General features: G+C 54.1%; 11 protein-coding genes. 8 read left to right on the forward strand and 3 right to left on the reverse strand.

Features of this window, described 5'->3' with window-relative positions; translation table 11 throughout:
- Positions 1–603: 603 nt before the first annotated feature.
- The 4 genes from SH421x_RS19840 (at position 604) to SH421x_RS19855 (ending at position 7,176) form a co-directional block, all read left to right on the forward strand.
- Entirely contained in the window at positions 604–1,857 is a 1,254-nt protein-coding gene (locus SH421x_RS19840; protein WP_488851752.1) for a transglutaminase domain-containing protein, read from the forward strand.
- 159 nt (positions 1,858–2,016) lie between these two features.
- A complete protein-coding gene (locus tag SH421x_RS19845; RefSeq protein ID WP_488851753.1) occupies positions 2,017–4,341 on the forward strand; it encodes a DUF4838 domain-containing protein in 2,325 nt (774 codons plus the stop codon).
- Positions 4,342–4,486: 145 nt separating this feature from the next.
- The gene (locus SH421x_RS19850; protein ID WP_488851754.1) at positions 4,487–5,602 is read left to right on the forward strand and encodes a hypothetical protein; all 1,116 of its coding nucleotides are present in this window, start codon (positions 4,487–4,489) and stop codon (positions 5,600–5,602) included.
- A gap of 209 nt (positions 5,603–5,811) precedes the next feature.
- Complete coding sequence (locus SH421x_RS19855; protein WP_488851755.1) at positions 5,812–7,176, forward strand: Gfo/Idh/MocA family oxidoreductase; 1,365 nt, start codon at positions 5,812–5,814, stop codon at positions 7,174–7,176.
- 225 nt (positions 7,177–7,401) lie between these two features.
- Here the strand turns inward: SH421x_RS19855 and SH421x_RS19860 are convergent, their stop codons facing one another.
- From SH421x_RS19860 to SH421x_RS19870, 3 genes are all read right to left on the reverse strand, one after another.
- On the reverse strand, positions 7,402–9,930 hold the full coding sequence (locus SH421x_RS19860) for a DUF4838 domain-containing protein (RefSeq protein WP_488851756.1): 2,529 nt from the start codon (positions 9,928–9,930) through the stop codon (positions 7,402–7,404).
- 164 nt (positions 9,931–10,094) lie between these two features.
- Positions 10,095–11,441 carry a DUF1501 domain-containing protein gene (locus SH421x_RS19865; protein ID WP_488851757.1) on the reverse strand — a complete coding sequence of 449 codons (1,347 nt, stop codon included), beginning with the start codon at positions 11,439–11,441 and terminating at the stop codon, positions 10,095–10,097.
- 63 nt (positions 11,442–11,504) lie between these two features.
- On the reverse strand, positions 11,505–14,522 hold the full coding sequence (locus SH421x_RS19870) for a DUF1553 domain-containing protein (RefSeq protein WP_488851758.1): 3,018 nt from the start codon (positions 14,520–14,522) through the stop codon (positions 11,505–11,507).
- A 682-nt stretch (positions 14,523–15,204) separates the two neighbouring features.
- Between SH421x_RS19870 and SH421x_RS19875 the strand changes: the two genes are divergently transcribed.
- The 4 genes from SH421x_RS19875 to SH421x_RS19890 all read left to right on the forward strand — a co-directional run bounded on the left by SH421x_RS19875 (position 15,205) and on the right by SH421x_RS19890 (position 19,675).
- Complete coding sequence (locus SH421x_RS19875; RefSeq protein ID WP_488851759.1) at positions 15,205–15,750, forward strand: hypothetical protein; 546 nt, start codon at positions 15,205–15,207, stop codon at positions 15,748–15,750.
- Positions 15,751–15,900: 150 nt separating this feature from the next.
- Positions 15,901–17,028, forward strand: a complete 1,128-nt coding sequence (locus SH421x_RS19880) for a right-handed parallel beta-helix repeat-containing protein (protein ID WP_488851760.1) — start codon at positions 15,901–15,903, stop codon at positions 17,026–17,028.
- A 773-nt stretch (positions 17,029–17,801) separates the two neighbouring features.
- Positions 17,802–18,686, forward strand: a complete 885-nt coding sequence (locus SH421x_RS19885; RefSeq protein ID WP_488851761.1) for an alpha/beta hydrolase — start codon at positions 17,802–17,804, stop codon at positions 18,684–18,686.
- Positions 18,687–18,862: 176 nt separating this feature from the next.
- Positions 18,863–19,675 (forward strand): sialate O-acetylesterase, encoded by an 813-nt coding sequence (locus tag SH421x_RS19890; RefSeq protein WP_488851762.1) that lies wholly within the window; start codon positions 18,863–18,865, stop codon positions 19,673–19,675.
- The last annotated feature ends 19 nt before the right edge of the window (positions 19,676–19,694 follow it).

Genomic DNA, 19,694 nt, shown 5'->3' on the forward strand with positions numbered 1-19,694 from the left:
TCAAAAAAGGGCAACAAACTCTCAAACACGGCTAGAGAGGAGTGCGAGGAATTAAGGGGACGGCGTCAAATGACACTGTAGATCGCAAGTCATTTTAGATGCAACGTTTAGCGATTTCTGCCCGCAGAACGTTTCGTGGCAATTGCACTAAATCGTACTACTTCGGATTGCTTTTGGGGACGCGTGGTTCAAGCTGCCCGCAGCGGTTGGCAGCCTGGCAGGACGCGATGTATTGGAGAGCGACGCGCTGACCGATACGATCACCGTCGTCAATCACATTGCCTAGAACGCCTTTGGCAAAATCACCAGCGAGGCTGAGAATCTTTATCGGTATGCGGGGAATGGGCATCTGAATGGTCTGGATCCGAGCTAACGCTTCCTAGTCTTGCGCTTGTGGGGAATTTTCTGTCGCTGATACCCCGATTCAGGGTATGGTAAACCTTTCCGCAATGGTAGTCGCGATTTTGGCGTAGAACGATGGATACTTCGAGGGTGAACAACAAAACAATCGAAAATCCGCCAAAGTAGGCATGCAACTCGCACAATTTCCTCTCGTCCCCGTTGCTCTTGCTCCTGATATCCCCCTGGCGAAAGTCTGCATGAATGGTTCGATCACTCTTGCTCTCCATCTGCGCGTTACCCTGGTTTGCAACCGTCGGCGCCGGTCAAGATCTGGTCCGCCTAGGCCCTTCGCCATTACGTGATACGCTTGGACCTAAGGTCGAGATCGTCGCCTACGATCACGCCGACATTTCGCCGTGGGCCGAGTTCTTTATTTTCGATCGCCCCAGTCACCCCAAAATTGTTCAACTTCGTAATGAGCAGGATCTGGACAAGATCATCAGCGGTGCGACGACTGACCTTGAGCGGGCGTTGGCCCTCAAGCGATGGACCTTCGGCTCACTCCATTACGGTCGACCTGCACCCAAGGTTTTTCTAGACTGGAGCGCCATCGCGCTGCTGGAAGGCGCTAAACGCAAAGAGCCGGTTTGGTGCGGTCAGGCGGCGATGGTCTTTCAACAGGCCTGCATCTCTTTGGGAATGCCGTGTCGATTTATCGAGACCGGAGTTCCGCACAATCCCGCCAATCACTTCATCACAGAGATTTACCTCCGTGAACATGAGAAATGGGCTGTGATCGACGCCACGGCTCATGAGAATTTTGACGTCCATTATACGGTTAATGGAATTCCACAATCGGCTTTGGAAATGCATGGCCATGTTGTGAACGACACGTTGGCGAGCGTCACCGAAGTCCGCCACACCGGCAACCGCCCTGCAACGGATACCGCCCCTGCCCATATTTTCTATTACCTGCGATGGTTGACCCAAAACGACATCGTCACCAACACGCCGCGATACAAGCATATGGAAGACGTCTTTAACAAACGTCTCCACACCGTCGAATGGAAAGACGATAAAACGGTGCCGTGGGAGGACCAAAAGTTCTCGGCTTGGTACATTCGCAATCAGCGACTTACTGCCTGGACGATTTCTGATCCGGAGGTCGTTTCTTGGAAACCCTCGAACCACGCTATGATCCAAGTCTTCCCGAACGAGAACCATTTGATTTTCTTTCAATTCTGGAATGCCGACATCGATTTCGACCACTACCAGGTTCAGGTGGACGGACACAGTTGGGAGGAGCTGCCAGAGGGGAACATCACCGAGGCCTACGGCGAACGTCTCGGTTGGGCGGGTGTCAAAGAGGACCGCCGTTTTGGCTGGGGCAACGATCGATGCTCGCTCTACGCGACTTCCGGCGAACATGAGGTCCGTGTCCGGATCGTTCACGGCAACGGTTCTATCGGTCCTGAAAGCTTTGTAAAGATCAACCTGCCGCAGGCCAAGCAATAGCACTTGGCGTTTGTTCCTTGGCTGCGGCCTCGCATTGCTTGGTCGCAAGACTTTTCTCCAACACTTACCACATCTCCTGTCAAACCGGCGTTAACAATATTGCACGCCCCTTCAATCCCTATCGATTTCACGCACAATCCAACAGGCAAGGCAGAGCAAATGATGAAAAGTGCATTGATCGGCATCTACGCGATTGGATGGAGCCTCTGGGCATGTTTGCCACTGGCCGCCGCAGAGAACCTGATGATTACCCAGAACGGGAAGACTTCTACAGTTATCGTCGTGGCGGCGGACGCCGGAGAGTGGGAGAAACGAGCCGCTGAGGATCTTGCCCACTTTATCGGCCTGATGTCAGGCGCCAAACCGGCGATCGCTGCTGATGAGAACGCGATAACCCAGGCTCTCGCCGGAAAATCGCCGGTTCTTGTCGTCGGGCAGCTTGCCCTGAAGCTCGAGCCTGCGCTGCGGGAGGTGATCGGCAAGCACGCCAAAGCAAATCCATTGCTTCAGACAGACGCGATCGCGCTGCGCCGCGTAGACAACCGTGTTTATCTGGCGGGCAGCAATGATGAATCGCACTATTACGCGGTGGTGGAATTGCTGGAGCGGTGGGGCTGCCGTTGGTATCTGCCCACGCCGATTGGTCAGTGCATACCATTGGAGCCAACTCTTAAGATCGAAACGCTCGACTATGCCTATGGGTCTCCCTTTGAAGTCCGCCAATATTGGCTCTCCTGGAATGCGGACTCTACTGGGGCTCGCGAATTCCAGCGCCGCAACCGCTTCAATGACGCAGGCGTACCGAACGGCCATATCCTCGGAAGATACACCGCCAGCTTGGCGCCCGAAGGGAAGACGATGTTTAACGTCCCGATTTCGGATGACGCTACCGCAGATCATGTCGTCAGTCAGGTTCTGCCGATCTATGCTGCCGGGAACGATGTTCAGTTGGGGATGGAAGACGGGATTTATGAATCCAACTCTCCCCAGGACAAAGAGCTGATCGCGTTACAGTACGACAAATACACGATGTCTCAGTCCTATACCGACGCCTTCTTGACTTTTTATAACAAGGTCGCCCAGCGACTGATGAAGGCGGCTCCCGAAAGCGATGCCAAAATTGGTTTTCTGGCCTACTCGAATATCACGTTGCCACCGGTCCGCGTAGAAAAAGCGGCCAAGCCGCTCGTGGCTTACTTGGCCCCGATCGATATCGATCCGATCCACGACATGGACGACCCACGTTCCGCACCGCGGCGTGAGTATCGCGACATGCTCTACAAGTGGACCGAGGTGATGGACGGCAGGGTCGTGATCTACGATTACGATCAAAGCATGCTGGTTTGGCGGGATCTTCCCAATCCTTCGCATCAGGCCTTCGCCGGTGATGTCAAACACTATCGCAAAGCGAATATCCTGGGCATCTCGGTCGAGAGCCGCGGCGCGATGGCGACGACCTTCACCAATCTGTTTCTGCGGGGGCAGCTGACCTGGAATCCGGACGCCGATGTCGATAAGTTGCTGGCCGAGTTTTACCCCAAGTTTTACGGTCCGGCGGCAGAACCGATGTCGGCCTACTGGGGTGCGATTTTCAAAGCCTGGCAAGATACGATCGTCACAGAACACGAGTATTTTGTTGCGCCCGCGATTTACACGCCGGAACTCATTTCAGAACTGCAGCGGCATTTGGCCGCGGCCGAGGCGACGCTACAGCCGCTGAAATCCCGCTCTGATCTAAATCGCAACGAGAAACTATATCTCGAGCGGATGAAATTCACGCGCGGTGGATTTGAAATACTCAAGGATTATAGGGCGATGATAACAGCCGCCGCGGTCGAGATTGACTTTGCTGAGGCGGTCATGGCCGGTAAACGGGGTCTGGCTGCCCGCGAAGCTCTGACCGACATGAATGAAACGTTTACGACGTATCGCCGGATTGGCGAAAATGGTTACGCCTGGTGGCCGGGAGAAGTCCTGCAGTACAGTGAGTTGCTGCAGAAAACCGCAGGGGACCAGGGGACCCTCATCGCCAAACTACCCCTGGAATGGTCGTTCCGCCGCGACCCAGACGACATAGGAGTAAAAGAGCAGTGGCAACAAGCCGCGAACCAGGAAAAGTGGAGAACACTACGCACCGACCTATACGCCCAGGCGCAAGGCATTCTGGCCGATGACAATCAAAGTTTCACCGGGCACATATGGTATTCGACAGAAGTCGACCTTGAGCAGTCCCAGGTCGCCGGTGAGGTTCACCTGATGTTTCCAGGGATCTTCAATGAAGTTTGGCTGTACGTTAATGGAGAGCAGGTAGCCCATCGCCCCTTTCAAGGAATGTGGTGGCTCAACGACTACCGTTTTGAGTGGGACGCCCCGCTCGCCGGCAAACTGCGGCCAGGCAAAAATACCATTACCTTGCGGCTTTACAATCCACATCATTTCGGCGGTATGTTCCGCCGCCCATTTCTTTATCGAGCACAGCCTTGAGCAAGCATTCCCCTGAGTCTCACATCTTCTCAGGCATGTTCATGCAAGTGAAGGAAGCTGTTCGAGCTGATTCTTCTTGTGGCGGGGAGCCATTGTGCCGCCGATCCTCCAGGAGTCATATTTCCCCTTTCGGAAAGAAGAGTTGATGCCCACACGGATAAATCTGAAGAAAGATGCAGAGCGGGTTCGTAAATACATACAGCGGCGGGTTGTAGAGTATCCGATCTACATCAATCCAGGGCCGGGCGAGGATGATGCGGAGATCCAGTTGATCACTCTCGGCTTTCAGTTCGATCAGGCCGGCTGGACGGCGATGGTTTTCGACACGCGGCCGGATGCCGAGTCCGACGGCGAATGGCAATCCTACATCGAGGAGACGGCATATCCGTTCAACGGCTGGTTCAAGGCGTTCAATCAGGTACAAGAACAGGAAGGTGTGCTTTCGATCACCGGCCACGATGCATCATGCCACGCGTTTCTTTCAAGCGCAGAGATGGAGACAGTGGCGAAGTGCTTCGGGACCATGTGCCGGGACGTTTTGATTGAGGCGCGTGACAACGGTGTTTTTCAATCGCTCCCGCTGGCCCAAGATTGTCGCTTAGCGGTTGAAGAACACGACGGCTGGTACGGTTGGAGCGAGAGGGCGCCCGATGACGAAGAAATCTGCGAAGCCCAACTGCAGGCCACAATGAAAGAGGCCGCTCGCAAGCTTTCGAAGCCGAAGAAGATCGCCTACTGGATCGAACAACTCGACCGCACGGCTCGCGGCGAGCATTATCCGACCAGCACTCGTTTTCCAGGCGGAGCGTTGGGGTTGCGTGTCGATTTTATTCTGGAGCATCTGGAGGACGTCTCTGAAAATGCTACGCCTCCGCTGCTGGAATGGGCGAATCGCTGGGCTGGTCATCCGGAATTCAAGACGGAAGCGGAGAGAACGGAGGGGGATGCCATCGAAAACCCGAATCAAATTGTCGTCTTCTCAGTGTTCCAGGCCATTGAACGCTGGGGCAACTTTCCGCGGGCCGCTGAGGCGTTGCTGCAGCAGTACATCCGTACGGCTAGTAAGGCGCCTCCGGTCATGCGGATTCCCGGCTACTCGAGATCCAAACAGCTGAAGCCGCTTTACGGCATTCTCGCTTTCCACGCGGCTCGTCTGCTGCACGAGCAATTCAAAGAATACGCCCCGCCACGAAGAAGCGATACGACGAACCAGTTGCTCAACGCAGAGTCGTATCTCAGATCGGATGGCCGCGAGCGATAGCCGGCATAGAAACAAAGAATAAAAGGGACGGCAGCACACACTTAGCAATCGAACTCATTGTAAGGGTCGCAAGATTCACACTAGCGGCCGTGTGGAGTGCAGATCACCCCAGTAAGTTGCAAAAAGGGAGCGTAGCGGAAACAATAGAAGCTGGAACGGTAAAACCTGATTATGGATTTCGCACGCACACGGATTACAAGAATAGAAACATGAAGAATCTCAATCGTCGACAGATACTGCAGCAATCGGCCGCAGCATCCGCAGCAACGTTGCTGGTATCGAATATTGCCAAAGCCGAAGTCGCGAAGAATGCCAAGCTGAACCTGGCTGTCATCGGTTGTGCGAACCGCGGCGCCGCGATTGGCTCAGAAGCGGTCAACCACAACTTGACTCAGTGCGTTGCACTTTGCGACGTGGTTCCTTCACGCGCCGAAGGCTTCAAGAGCAAAATGAACGGCAAGTGCGATGACGCAGTTGTCTATAGCGACTTCCGTGAAATGTTTGAGAAGTTGGGGGACAAGATTGATGTTTGCACCATCGGCACTCCTGACCACTCGCACTTTCCGATCGCCATGCTCGCTATGTCGCTGGGCATCAACGTGTACGTCGAAAAACCGCTCGCCCATACCTTCGAAGAATGCCAGCTGTTGATGCAGGCGGAGCAAAAATATGGCGTGAAATGTCAGATGGGCAACCAAGGTCACTCAAGCGGTCAACGTCTGCAGTTTGAATCGTGGGTCGATCACGGCATTATCAAAAATGTTCGTCGCGTCGATGCCTGCATGAACAACGGACGTCGCTGGCATCCTTGGGGAGATGTCCAAGGTTTCCCCCCAGCAGAGAAAATGCCGGCCGGTATGAACTGGGACGTTTGGGCTGGCACCGCCCCCAAGCATGCCTACAACAGCAAGCTCGATCCGGGCAACTGGCGTGGTTGGTACGATTATGGTGATGGCGCCTTCGGTGACTGGGGACCACATACCTTGGACACGGTGCATCGCTTTTTGAAGCTGGGTCTGCCGCATACGGTGCGAGCGGTGATGATCGATAAGCCGAATGAGTATATCTTCCCTCACGGCACCACGATTGCGTTCGACTTCGCCGAGCGCGGCCCCGACATGCCGGCTATGACTATCAACTGGTATGACGGCGTGAAGAATCGTCCGCCCAGCGAACAGGGCGTAGAGCTCCCCAGTTGCGGCAAAGCGATCTATAGCGACGATCTGACATTTGTCGGCGGCACCCATTCGGATTCGCTCAAGATTGTCGGCGGAAAGAAGCAACAGGAAGTTGCCGCCAACCTCCCCAAACCGGCTGTCAGCAAAACGTCTACCAACCACATGGACAACTTCCTGAAAGCCTCGGCTGGTATCGATCCCTACTGTAACTCAGCCTTTGCGATCTCGGGGCCGCTCACCCAGGTCTTTATGCTTGGCTGTATCGTGCAACGTTTGGGCGAGGACATCCAGTTCGATGCCAAGACTCAGCAGATCACAAACAACGCCCGAGCCAACGAACTGCTGAAAGGAAACCAACCACGCCAAGGCTGGGAAGAATACTACAAGCTGGCGTAGTTTCCAACGCAATCGCCGCCGGTCTCAAAGAATCAAAACCGGCGTGATCTGATCGTCATCACAGTCGGCCAAGCCCTAGTAAAGGGCTTGGCTATTTTTTGTTAACCATTAAGCCCCGTTCTGTGTTCGTGAAGCGGGCTGTTCGCTCCCAGGAAACGGAAAAAGACTCGGGGATCACAATACCGTGATGCTTCTATTTTCCGTATTTAAACGGCAGAGAACTTCTCACCGAGCGGGTTCTGCACTCGGAGAAGCATCTCGCTCAACCACTTCCCGTGGCAGCAGCAACTGTTCGGCCGAGGGAGCGAGGTAAGGCGGGACCGTCATCAACAAGCGTTGCCCTTGCGATTTGTCAAATTTCCACAATTTTCCATCTTCGCCGGGTGGAACTGGCGCCGTGAACCATCCTTCATCCAAAGTTGCAAAATCTAGTATTTGGTTACCAGAGCCGTCACGGAGGGTTCCTGAAATCCGAGGAGCCCAATTGGCGATCCGCGAAGCCCAACCGCCGATCACTTTGGTTCCTTTCGGAACATAGAAGTAGAGCGTCCATTCGCCGCGGAAGTGACTGGTCACGCCAGGCGTGTCGATGCCTGACGCGACCGTTACCGGCATTCCTGCTGGCCACTGGATGCGGGTGTGATCGCCACCGTCGATCGTCTCAATCGAGTGCAAGCCGTCGTAGGGAGTATCCAACTTCAATTCGTGTTCGACGCCGTCGGGCCGATAGTCTTGATAGACCATGACCGGCTCAACTTTTACCTCCTGCGGTGAAAACAGGCGAAACTGCGGATCGCGAATCGCCCAGACCTTATCAACCCGAACTTTAAGAACCGGGGTTTGATCAGGATCGGCGATCCAAATCAAATAACTCTGGCGATCCTGAGGACTGCTGGGCCAACTGCCGATTTCTACCTTTGGCAAGTTCAGCGACTGGACCGGAACCAAAGATTCACTAAACGTGACACTAGTAAAACCTGGGGATACCGGCTGATTATTGGCGATCCCTTCACTTAAAAAACGCGCTAGCTCATCCGCAGTGAATGGGGCGTCGCTCTTCCAAGGGTGATCGTCAGTCAGGGCCGCCTGCTGACTGACCAAACGCGACCATAACCCATAGCTATGAATCATCATCGTCTTTCGCATCCGGTAAGCGTGCCGCGCGACGGCCTCTAGTTGTGTTTGCCCCGCCGAGTATTGGGTATAAAGCTCGGCATAACGCGTGTAAAACAACAGGTCATCGAGGCGCGCTAGGACCTGCTGGTCGCTCGTCAATTTCTGCGCTTCATCCAAACAGCGATACATACGGCCAATCAAATCCGTCGCAGAACGACGACTATCATCCTGGTTGATCAGGCGATAGAACTCGCGCATCGGCTCTTTCGCTTTGCCGAATGCTTTGCTGAGAAAGTCTTCGACCAACGCGTCGGTTTGCGCGGCCTGTTCGACATCCCACATCAGGCGGCCTGCCAGGTAATACCCCAGCCCGCATGGCCCCCAGCAGTCTCCCGACTCGGCGTCATAGAACCGGGCGCCTTGCTGGTGAAAGCGAGGGAGCGAAGCCTGCACTTCGGCAAGCCGCCCTGCTTTGCCGCCGCGAGGCATGTTCCAGTCCCACGCGACCACGCTCAAATAGTCGTAAACGCCTGTCGTCGCCCCCTGGGCCTGCCAGCCTTCTACGATCTGATCAAATGTGTATCCGCCTCGCAAAAAGGCGGTTGTCACGCTGATCACCACGTGCGGATCCGCTTTGACTTGCGGGGGAGGTGAATGCTCGTTGTAGGCATACATGCCGACATACTTCTCACCGAGACCTAACGCGTTGATTCCCTGGGCGACTTCGTTCGCCAGTGTCAGCGCCCGGTCGCTGGGCGTTCCAAGAGCGCGACAGGCATCGCAAGTGCACCAGTTACCGCCATCGCTAGGGTCCATCGAAATGCTGTCGAGCGTGGGGTTCGCTTGGATGGCCCGAACAGCGTGATCGACCACCAGCTTTCGCAGTCCTGGATTAGAGATGCAGAACTTGATATCGCCGCCTTCGGTTCTCCGCTGACCGTCGATCAGAGCGAAGTACTCGGGATGGGCGGCGAACGCTTCTTGGTTGGCGGCGAGAATGCCGTCGTACGAATGACCACTCTGGAGTTGAAATCCCTGGGTCGCCCGATTTCGATTGCACCACGCTTGATACGGTTGGTTGTTGTAACCCCACAGCCCCCAGTTGTACCAAATGCGTCGGGCGTAAAAGTCAGGACTTTCGTTGGCGTCCACCGCGATCTGCAGGTCGGCCGGCGCTGGAATTACCTCCCAGGTTTCACCGGGAAAGAACTGCCGATGCCCTAGACGATAGAGTAAATCCCAGACTGCATGCGAAACGGCTATGTCGGTAGAACCAATTAGATACAGACCAGTCGGTTGAGTGCGAAGCAGGTAATCTTCGCGGTGAAAAGGCCCACCCTCGAAGGTCGCCGCGAAAGGCAACGCCGAGAAATCTTCGGTCCGACCCAGCACGATGCCGTGGCTGCCATCCCCCGTCTCAACGGCAAATTTGGCTCCGCTCATCTGGGTAAGGTAATTGGCAAACGTGTCTGCCAATTTCCGCACTTCATCCGAAGCATGCTCGCCGATCACAATCGACAATGGCGCCGCGCCCCCTTTGGCAAGTTGCACAACGGTCGGTTCGACCGCTTGGGAAATGGCGACGAGCTGAATGATCAAAATCAGAGAAAGGAAGCAGCGCAGGATGAAGGCGAGCATCGCAAGGACTCCGGATGGCTGGCAGTCAGTTATCGGTAAGACTGCCTAGAGGATTACGCCGAGCTGCTCAAAACAGCTCCTAACCAATCGCCGATAATCTCGCTATCTAAATTACAGGGCATGCAACAAGCGTTGAGATTTTGGAAGTTGCTAGCGCAAGACTGCTACGCGAACAGTTCATGAACCACGTGACAATCCTCAGGACCGGTCAGGCGATGCTCGCGCCCTTCGTGCTGGAAGGTCAGTTGATCGTGCTCGAGTCCGAGCGCATGCAGGATGGTCGCATGCAGATCACGAAAATGAACTTTCCCTTCTACCGCACGTGAGCCTGTCTCATCCGTTTTGCCATGCGTGTAGCCGGGCTTAACGCCCCCACCGGCTAACCAGAAGGTAAATCCTCGGTAGTTATGTCCGGTTTCGTTCTTGCCATCCTCAGGCGTCAGCCCCGGTCGACCGAACTCGCCTCCCCAAACGACCAACGTATCGTCCAGCAGGCCGCGCATTTCCAGGTCGTCAAGCAGCGCTGCGATTGGCGCGTCGGTGACTTCACAGTTGGCCTCCAAGTCGCGCCGATGATCTGTGTGCTGGTCCCAACTTCCATGGTTGAGCTCAATAAAGCGAACGCCGGCTTCCGCAAATCGCCGAGCTAGCAGACATTGACGACCAAAGTCCGAAGGTTTGCAGGTCCCTACCGACAGCGACTTGCCGACCCGATATCGTTGCAGCGTTGCTGCGGTTTCGGTGCTGGTATCTAGTAACGCCGGCGCGGTCGATTGCATCCGATACGCGAGTTCCATCGACTCAATGACTCCCTCCAGTTTGCCTGCGTCGGGGCTCTCGCCGGCATGCCGCCGATTCAGCGATTGAATGAAATCCAACTGCTGGCGTTTGGCGCCTTTAGCAAGGTGATTTCCCTGAATGTTTTTGATGTGGGCCGTCGACATGCTCTCGCCGTTGGTGCCGATCGGCGTCCCCTCGAAAACCGGCGGCAAGAACGAGCTGGAGTAAACGGAGGGCTTGGCCGTATTTAAGCTAATAAAGCCGGGTAAGTTTTGATTTTCGGTTCCCAGTCCATAATTGATCCAAGAGCCAAGACTTGGTCGGCTACGGAGCCGTTCGCCGGTATGCAGCTGAAGAAAAGATTGGGCGTGATTACCGGTGTCGGCGTACATCCCATTGATGATGCAGAGCTTGTCCGCATGGCGAGACGTTTCTGGCAACAAATCCGAAATCCATTGCCCACTCTCGCCGTACTGCCGGAAGGGATAGACCGACCCGGGATGCTTTTTTTGCCCCGTCTGCGGCTTGTAATCAAACATGTCCAACTGGGCCGGTCCACCGCTCATGCAGAGAAAGATCACTCGCTTGGCGCGTGGCCGCACGGGCGGAACTTTCGGTTCCAATGAATTAGACGATTCCGCCTGGATCGACTGCTGGCAAAGGGCCGAGAGGGCTAGGTACCCAAACCCGCATGATGCTGCTTGCAACAGATTTCTGCGAGATGGAATCATGGGAAGCCTCAAGTGTTTGAAAGATGCGAACTTGAAAAGCGAATCGAATACCGGCAGACGAGTTTAGTCGACGTACCGAAACTCATTCACCGCAAACAAGGCCTGACAAAAAGCAGTCCAAGGATTGATGCTTTGCTCAGCGGACTCGGGGAGATTGTCTTGGGTTGGGTTATCGGCTTGCAGTCGATCGAGAAATTCAACGGCGGACGTCAATTCAGATTTCGTGGGACTACGTAACAAAGCTCTGCGAAATCCCTCCGAGATCTTGTCTACGGTGGTCGCTGCGCCGTTTGCGTTCAAACTTGCAGCAAAATGTTCGGCCTGCTGAACCACAAACGGACTGTTCAGCAGAAACAAAGATTGTGCCGGCAACACGGTTTGATTGCGTTTCCCTGTCACCTTCAACCCATCTGGCAGATCGAATGCTGCTAACTCAGGTGGTGGAGAATTTCGCATATAGCAAAGGTAAATGCTGCGGTGGTTGCTCGCTCGATGCAACGTCGCCGCTTCATGGGGAGGCTTATTAATCAGCGCGTCGATCTCTTGAATCGGGCTCCCTACGCCGCATTCCAAGTCCAGTTGACCACTTGCCTGCAAGATGGTGTCGCGTAACTGTTCAGCGCTTAGTCGACGCTGCCAATGTCGCGTCAACAGTTGGTTTGCAGAATCTTGCTTGGCAATGTCGGCAGCACAATCACTAGAAAGTTGATAGGTATGACTAAGCACGATCAAACGAATCAATTGCTTCGTCGACCAACCCGCTTCAATGAAACTTTCCGCCAGCCAATCCAAGAGTTCTGGATGTGTCGGCCGAGCGCCGTAAACGCCGAAATCGTCCGGAGTCGCGACAAGTCCTTCTCCCATCAGCTTTAACCAAACTCGGTTCACCATGACGCGCGCCGTTTGAGGATGACGGGGATCGGTCAGCCAACCGGCCAACTGCAAGCGACCGCTCGCTTGTTCTGGAATCTTTAGCTCTGGCAAATTTGCCGCGGATCGATTGTCGGTCGCTACCTGGGAATAGGCAGTCAACGCGCCTCGCGGGACGAGGGCGCCTAGCTTGGCGCCGGTACCATTGATATGAACTTTACAGTCAATCGCCTTCTGCTTTTCGCGGACTCCCATCGCCAAGCCAAGCTGTTTTGCTCCCTGCGGTTGCCCCGAGGCTGCATGCAGCGTCTGGGCTGCAGTCGAGTCAAGCCCTTTCGCAAACAGACTGAAATGAGCCAAATTCCCATTCAACGGAGCAAATCCATCGCTCCGTCCTCCCAAGAAAAAGTGCGAATCGGCTCCGAAAGTTGGTTCAAGTTCGCTATCAATTTCTGGTTCATGGGCGCCGTTGAGATAAACTTGAATACGCCCTTGGCTACGGATCATCACGACGTGATTCCAAGTGCCTGGTGAGATGACGGTGCTTCCGCCGATCGAAGCTTTCTTCGCGTTGCCATTAAATACAAATAGGCGCCCTGCCCGCTTGGGATCATGCTTGCCGCCGATTCCTAAGTGATCGCCGGGGATACTTTTGTCTCCCCCTTCCCCGCGGGTAAACAAATAAGCAGTGATCAGCCGAGAATGATTCTCTTCCTCATTCTTAAACCAGAACGAGACGGCGTAGTCTTTCCCGACGCCGGGGACTGCGCCTCGCAGATAGGTTGCGTTAAGTTCCACAAATTTGGTTTCGGAGAACTTGGCCGCACCAACTGCTTCCCAATCTGGCGGAAGCTGATCCAGCGGAGCGTGAAAAATGGGCTTCAACCGCTGAACTTCCTCCAGATAGCTGTTAGACAACTTCAGCGATTTCCGCTTCTGCTCTAGCTCGGCCCGCTCTTCAGGCAACTGCGAACTCAGCACATGCAAGTCGGTCGGCGGCGCCGTCAGCTTCTCGTTGCCTGCCAAGCCGTACAACGTCTCACTGCTTTGAAAGATACCTGCCAACGCATAGTAGTCGCGGGTTGGAATCGGATCATGCTTATGGTCGTGACAGCGAGCGCAAGCCACACTCAGTCCCAAGAACGCGGTGCTCACCGCATTGATTTGGTCATCCACAATGTCCATCGCAAAGTCCGTGTTCATCGCTGCGGCGGGCTTCGCGCCAATCGCCAAAAAACCGGTTGCAATGAGTAGCCGATTTTTTTCTTCCGCCGACGCCGCAGGTAATAAATCGCCGGCGACCTGCTCGGTGAGAAATCGATCAAAGGGAACATCTTGATTGATCGCGTCAATCACGTAATCGCGATATCGCCAGGCTTGCGGAAAGGTGGCGTTGCGCGATAGGCCGTCGTTGCCGTTCGACTCGCCGTAGCGAGCGACATCAAGCCAGTGTCTGCCCCAATGCTCTCCAAACTGCGGACGTGACAGCAGATCATCTACCAAGACTTCCAACGCATGCTGGCGATCTTGCGTTGCGGCCTCTACCACAGAGTCGACCTCTGCCAAGGTCGGCGCTAGCCCAATTAAATCGTAATAAATCCGTCGGACAAGCGTGCGCAGATCAGCATCGACCGTGGGCCGAGTCCCTGCATTTTCGATTCGCTGAAGCACGAAGTGATCTATCGGATTATGCGGCCAGACTTCATCGTTGACGTTGGGAGGTGCAATCACCTGTCGCGGACGAAAAGACCACAGTTCCTCCGATTTCCATTCTCCCATCGGCGTCGCCACGGCCAGCCCCTTCGGCGTCGCTGCGGCGATCTCTGTTCGCGGGTCCCAAGCTCCGCGTTGAATCCACTGCGAAACAACCTGAATATCAGTCTCCGGCAACGGTTTCTCAGGCGGCATCTCAAATGTCTTGTACCGCAACGCGTCTAATAACAGACTATCCTCCGGCTTGCCCGGCACGACAGCAGGTCCTGACTCACCGCCACGTAAAATTCCTGCGCGGCTATCTAGATAGAGCTTGCCACCGACTTCTTTCGCATCGACCGAATGACACTCGTAGCATTGAGCGATCAACAGCGGGCGCACCTTCTCCTCAAAGAAAACGCGTTCGTCCGCAGGGAAGTTCTCTTCACCAACGCAATTCGCGCCAACCACCAAGGTGATCAGTAGAGAAAACAACCACAGAAGATTCCGGAGTAGCATGGCCGGTTCCAGTTTTAGGTAGGACTCAGAGAGCAGGCAAAACAAGGCGGGATGCCCCCGATTGTCGCTTTGTTCAAGATCCCAGGCAATGTTTCTTTTTGATATTTCGCCACAAACCAGCAATTTGCTTGCTGGGGGTACGCTGCCCGAAACTAGCTAGAACCCATAAACCACGATTTCACGACATATCTTCGCTAAATTATGCCGATTTCAAAAGCTGAACCGGCTGGATCGCACAATCCATGTCAACCTGCGTTTTGTCCCATATGGTCGAGCCACGGCAATCTGGGCAGATGCAGCGGCGACCGCTTTGGGTCGACTTGGCAATGCGCCCTCCAACTATCTTTCAGCGCCGAAATTGGCTAACAGCGACAACTTGGCTAAAATCGGCGGTCCGCGATGCTCGTCAAGTATGTAGCGAATCCTGGATGTCGGCTCGCGGCGATTTCTCTCACTTTTATTTTCTGGATGGAACCGCCCATGGTTGAATCCACCAGATTGCGGAACACGGCTACTTTGTTTCACGAGCGGCTCTCGCAGTTGACCTATCACCAAGCTTGCCAATTGCTCGGGGAGGACGGCGGCAATTTGCGATTACGTAAAGTCGTCTTTTGATTCCTGATAACCCCACATAACGCCACCTTGCGATGCATGTATCAGCTGCATACGGAGGATGATTTCCATGCCCACCAAAGCCGAAATCCAAAGTCAAAATGAATACCTGCTAAAACGACAACAGAACTTCCGCAATGCGGCGGAAAGGATTGCTGTAGCGCTTGCCAAGTTTTCAGAAGTCGAGAAAATCTCGCTGATCGGGTCGGTCGCCGTTCCCTTGAAAATGGAAATCCCCCGCTTCCGAGCCTATCGCAAAGCAGGGATCAAAGTTTTCCATGAGTGCAAAGACGTTGATTTGGCCGTCTGGATTCACGATCTCTCGCGTTTAAAACAACTGCAACGCGCCAAAGCATTCGCGCTCAATGAACTTTACCAAGAAGAATCGATCGGGGTCGCAACGCAAGACGTCGAGTTGTTTCTGTTCGAACCGCAGACAAATCGCTACCTAGGGCGGATTTGCAAGTTCGCTACCTGCCCGAAGCAAGGCAAGCTGGAATGCCTGGTCCCCGGCTGCGGGCAACCTTCCTTTTTACAACAACATCTTGATTTCGAGTTTGATCCAGACGCGTTATCCGCACAACGCTCGGTACTGCTCTTCGATCGTACAGCATGACTTCTCCATTCCTTGCCAAGGGGATCACGCCCCGCTTTGCTAGGCATTTCCTGTCCAGTATGGATAGATTTTTGCTGGTTCGCCAACTAGGATCGATTCAACCCAAGGTCTCGATCCCTGCCGCTCTTTACTTGCCTGCCTAGATCCCTTATGCCTACGCGTCAGATTTTCTCGTGCTTGTTCTTTGTGCTTTTGCTGCTGATTACGGCGCCGCTGTCAGCTCGTGAGTGGTGTGTTAATGCTCAGACCGGCAATGATGCGAATTCTGGCGATCCGCACCAGCCGTTCAAGACGCTGCAAAAGGGAATTCATTCGGCAAGGGATGGAGATGTCATTCAGCTTTATCCGGCTGGGGTAATCTATCGACAGTCAGGCTCCTTTAACAACCGAACCGGCATTACGATCGAAGGAAATGGCGTCACGCTTGATGGGGCAGATCCCTTGCCGGAAGATGGTTGGGAAACCGTTGGCGACAAACTCTATCGCCGCCAGTTGAAACGAACGCCGCTTGATCGCCATCTTTTAATCCTCGGCGGCGTCATGCAACGCATGGGAAGAACACAAAGTGCTGGCTCTCCTGATTTCCCACTACCTGACGATCTCCAACCAGGCGAGTTCTGCTTTGAGAACATCGACGAAAAAACAGGCTGGCTTTATGTCTGCGGATCCGTCAAAAATCTCCAATGGTCAACGCGGGTCAATGGGATCGCCACAGGAGGCGATTGTCGCCGGCTTGTCGTCCGAAATTTAGTTACTCGCAACTTTTTGAACGATGGATACAACGTTCACGGTAACGGCCGTCAACTGAGGTTCGAGAACATCCAAGGCTACGATTGCTTCGATGAAGGGTTCTCTGCACACGAAACGGCCGAGTGCGAAATCACCGGCGGCAAGTTCTACGGCAACGAAAATGGAATTGCCGATGTCAACGCTTCTGAGACCGTTTATCGCAATTGCAAGTTTCACGGAAACGTGAACACCGATGTCTTGTTGATTGGCAAATCGCATGCGCTGATTGACTGCCAAATTCTCAATACAACTTCAGCGCTGGCGTTGTCCGCAGGGCCACGCACCAAAGACCAGCCGTTTGCGTTGCAATTACAGCGAGTCTCGATCTCCACCGCCCTGAAGTCAGAACGCGGCCAACTGCGGATCCATGGAGGATCCCTGCTGGTCGACAATTGCGTCATCGAGAATGTCAGCGTTAATACGCTCGGAGCCGAAGTCTCTTTCCAGGGACGCAACCTGGTCGACGGTGAAGAAGTCGCCCAGCAGTAACGAGCGATGACGGCAAAGCGTCATAAAGTTTTCTGTTGAACGAACCTCAACCCAACCTCGCAGACAAACGAGGCGCATTTACATGGCTAGTTTCGGCATGCAGTTCTAAGAAGCATCCGCTAAGTTCAGCAATACCGCTGTTCATCGGCCCGGCGCTACGAGTCTCACTTCGGCAATGAACTCCCGCCCAAACAAAGAGCGTTTTCACAGAAATCGAGTAGATTGGGGCAGCTGTAAGATCGCCGCGATAACGAGAATTACTGACGGATAAATCCGCTCGGTTGGCGGATATTGCTTGAAGCGTAGCGAGATCTTTTCGGGTGGTCAACTGTTTGCGCGGCTGGTATTAAATCTCCAGCACGGCGATTACTTGTCGCGTGTTACAAATTACGATGTCGGGATACAAAATTTTCCGCCCAGTCTCGGTTAATATCGCGATGCTTGGCTCAAGGAACATTCTCCGCGTTTTGGCTGGCAGGATTTCATTCAGTTGCGCCCAAAGTGACGCCTGTAGACTACGCTCCGAATTGATACGTTGATGCTGGTAGTCGTTCTCGATCGCTCTCTTCCAAGCGTCCTCAAGTTGTTTTTGCAGAGTACTTCGCTTCAACTTTCCGGTTCTTCGCTGGTGAATTCCAAAATTACTTATGTCGCATCCGTGGATTCATGGCAATATTTACGAACATTCCGTTCAATTCGGTTGGAAACCGCTCTCTGATACTATAAAAAAGAACTCCTGCATTCCAATTGTCCCACCCCTAGGAACTTAGCTCGTGAAACATCTTGTTTTAACGCTCGCGCTCTTGTTGCTGACTCAGCAACTGCATGCCGAAGAGCTCAAACAACAGCTCAATCTTCCCTACGGCGATCATCCGCGCCAGGTGCTTGATTTTTATCCTGCGAAGTCTGACAAGCCAACTCCGGTTGTCTTTTATATTCACGGCGGCGGCTGGCGTGCTGGAGACAAAAAGACCAATCCCAAAGCGTTCAATGACAAAGGGATTTCGGTCGTTGCGATCAACTACCGCTATGTCCAAAACGGTGTCGAACAAAAAGTAGAACCGCCGGTCAAAGCCCCTTTAAGCGACGCTGCTCGCGCACTGCAATTTGTCCGCTCAAAAGCGAAAGAGTGGAACCTCGACAAAGAGAAGATCGGCGCTACCGGCGGTTCGGCCGGCGCATGCAGTTCGCTCTGGCTGGCGTTTCATGACGATCTGGCCGATCCCAACAGCGACGATCCGATTGCTCGCGAATCGACGCGACTTTACTGTGCGGCGGTCAACGGAGCTCAGGTTTCGCTCGACCCCAAAGAACTGCGCGAGTGGATTCCGAACTATAAATATGGCGCCCATGCCTTTGGTTTGCCAAATCTGGAAGCCGTAATAGAAAATCGCGACTCGCTCATGCCGTGGATCAAAGAATACTCACCGATTGAGCATGTCTCGAAAGATGATCCACCGATCGGTCTGTTCTATGGGGGCCCCGTTCCGGTGGTTGGCGACTCGCCCAAAGATCCTACTCATTCTGGCATCATGGGCGTTAAGCTGGCCGAGCGTTTAAAAGCAACGGATGTCGAAGTTGAACTAGTTGTGACAGGCTCTGAGAAACCGCAGCACAAAAATTCGACCGAATATTTGATCGACCACCTGACCAAGTAAGTCGAACCTCAGACAACTTGATCCACCGATCAGGGATGGCGCCCGTTGCGGCGCCATCCCTATTTTTTGGAGATTAACTCTCCACCAGGTAAAGTGAACTAATGGTTCTCATTGCCTGAACTTTCCCACCGCGAGATTCTCTGCTTTCATCTGCCAACGGAGTAAATCCCCCCACCATGTCTATTCGATCCGCCGCGCTATCGCTGATCTTGCTTTCTGCTTGCTCCCTCGTTGCGTTCTCGGCTGAGCCGGCGCGGGTCGAGCTTCCTCCTCAAGAGAAGTTCCAACTCTTTCTGCTAATCGGCCAATCGAATATGGCCGGTCGTGGCAAAGTCGAACCCCAGGACAAAGCAGTCAATCCACGCGTCCTCACCCTCAACAAAGCAGGCGAATGGGTCCCGGCAGCTGACCCGATCCATTTTGATAAACCAGGGATCGCAGGCGTGGGACTCGGCCGGACCTTTGGTCTAGAAATTGCCAAAGCTAATCCGGAGATCACCGTCGGACTGATCCCCTGTGCCGTGGGCGGAACGCCGATTGATCGGTGGGAACCCGGCGCCTATGACAAACCGACCAAGTCACATCCCTATGACGACATGCTGCCGCGTGCGAAAAAAGCCCTTGAAGCAGGCGTTCTCTGCGGCATCCTTTGGCATCAAGGAGAAGGGGACTCGAACCCGGCGAAAGCCAAAGTTTACGAACAAAAGCTCGAGGAGCTAGTTACCCGTGTCCGCACAGAGCTGAACGCCCCTGATGTTCCCGTTATCATCGGCCAGTTGGGTAAGTTTCCTGAAAGCCCTTGGAATGACTCCAAACAACAGGTCGATACGGCCCAGCAACACTATGCCGAAACCCATCCTCACGCCGCATTCGTTTCGGCAGAGGGCTTAACGCACAAAGGCGATAAGACCCACTTCAACGCTGAGTCCTACCGCGAATTTGGCCGGCGCTACGCCAAAGCCTATCTTGACCTAGTACCAGCCCAATAAGCCCAGAAGAATCCAGCAT

It is taken from the genome of Blastopirellula sp. SH421 (assembly GCF_057808535.1).

Coding starts and splice junctions, on each gene's coding strand:
- SH421x_RS19855 (WP_488851755.1), top strand. CDS start 5,812: ATGAAGAATCTCAATCGTCGACAGATACTGCAGCAATCGGCCGCAGCA.
- SH421x_RS19840 (WP_488851752.1), top strand. CDS start 604: ATGGTTCGATCACTCTTGCTCTCCATCTGCGCGTTACCCTGGTTTGCA.
- SH421x_RS19880 (WP_488851760.1), top strand. CDS start 15,901: ATGCCTACGCGTCAGATTTTCTCGTGCTTGTTCTTTGTGCTTTTGCTG.
- SH421x_RS19860 (WP_488851756.1), bottom strand. CDS start 9,930: ATGCTCGCCTTCATCCTGCGCTGCTTCCTTTCTCTGATTTTGATCATT.
- SH421x_RS19870 (WP_488851758.1), bottom strand. CDS start 14,522: ATGCTACTCCGGAATCTTCTGTGGTTGTTTTCTCTACTGATCACCTTG.
- SH421x_RS19865 (WP_488851757.1), bottom strand. CDS start 11,441: ATGATTCCATCTCGCAGAAATCTGTTGCAAGCAGCATCATGCGGGTTT.
- SH421x_RS19850 (WP_488851754.1), top strand. CDS start 4,487: ATGCCCACACGGATAAATCTGAAGAAAGATGCAGAGCGGGTTCGTAAA.
- SH421x_RS19845 (WP_488851753.1), top strand. CDS start 2,017: ATGATGAAAAGTGCATTGATCGGCATCTACGCGATTGGATGGAGCCTC.
- SH421x_RS19875 (WP_488851759.1), top strand. CDS start 15,205: ATGCCCACCAAAGCCGAAATCCAAAGTCAAAATGAATACCTGCTAAAA.
- SH421x_RS19890 (WP_488851762.1), top strand. CDS start 18,863: ATGTCTATTCGATCCGCCGCGCTATCGCTGATCTTGCTTTCTGCTTGC.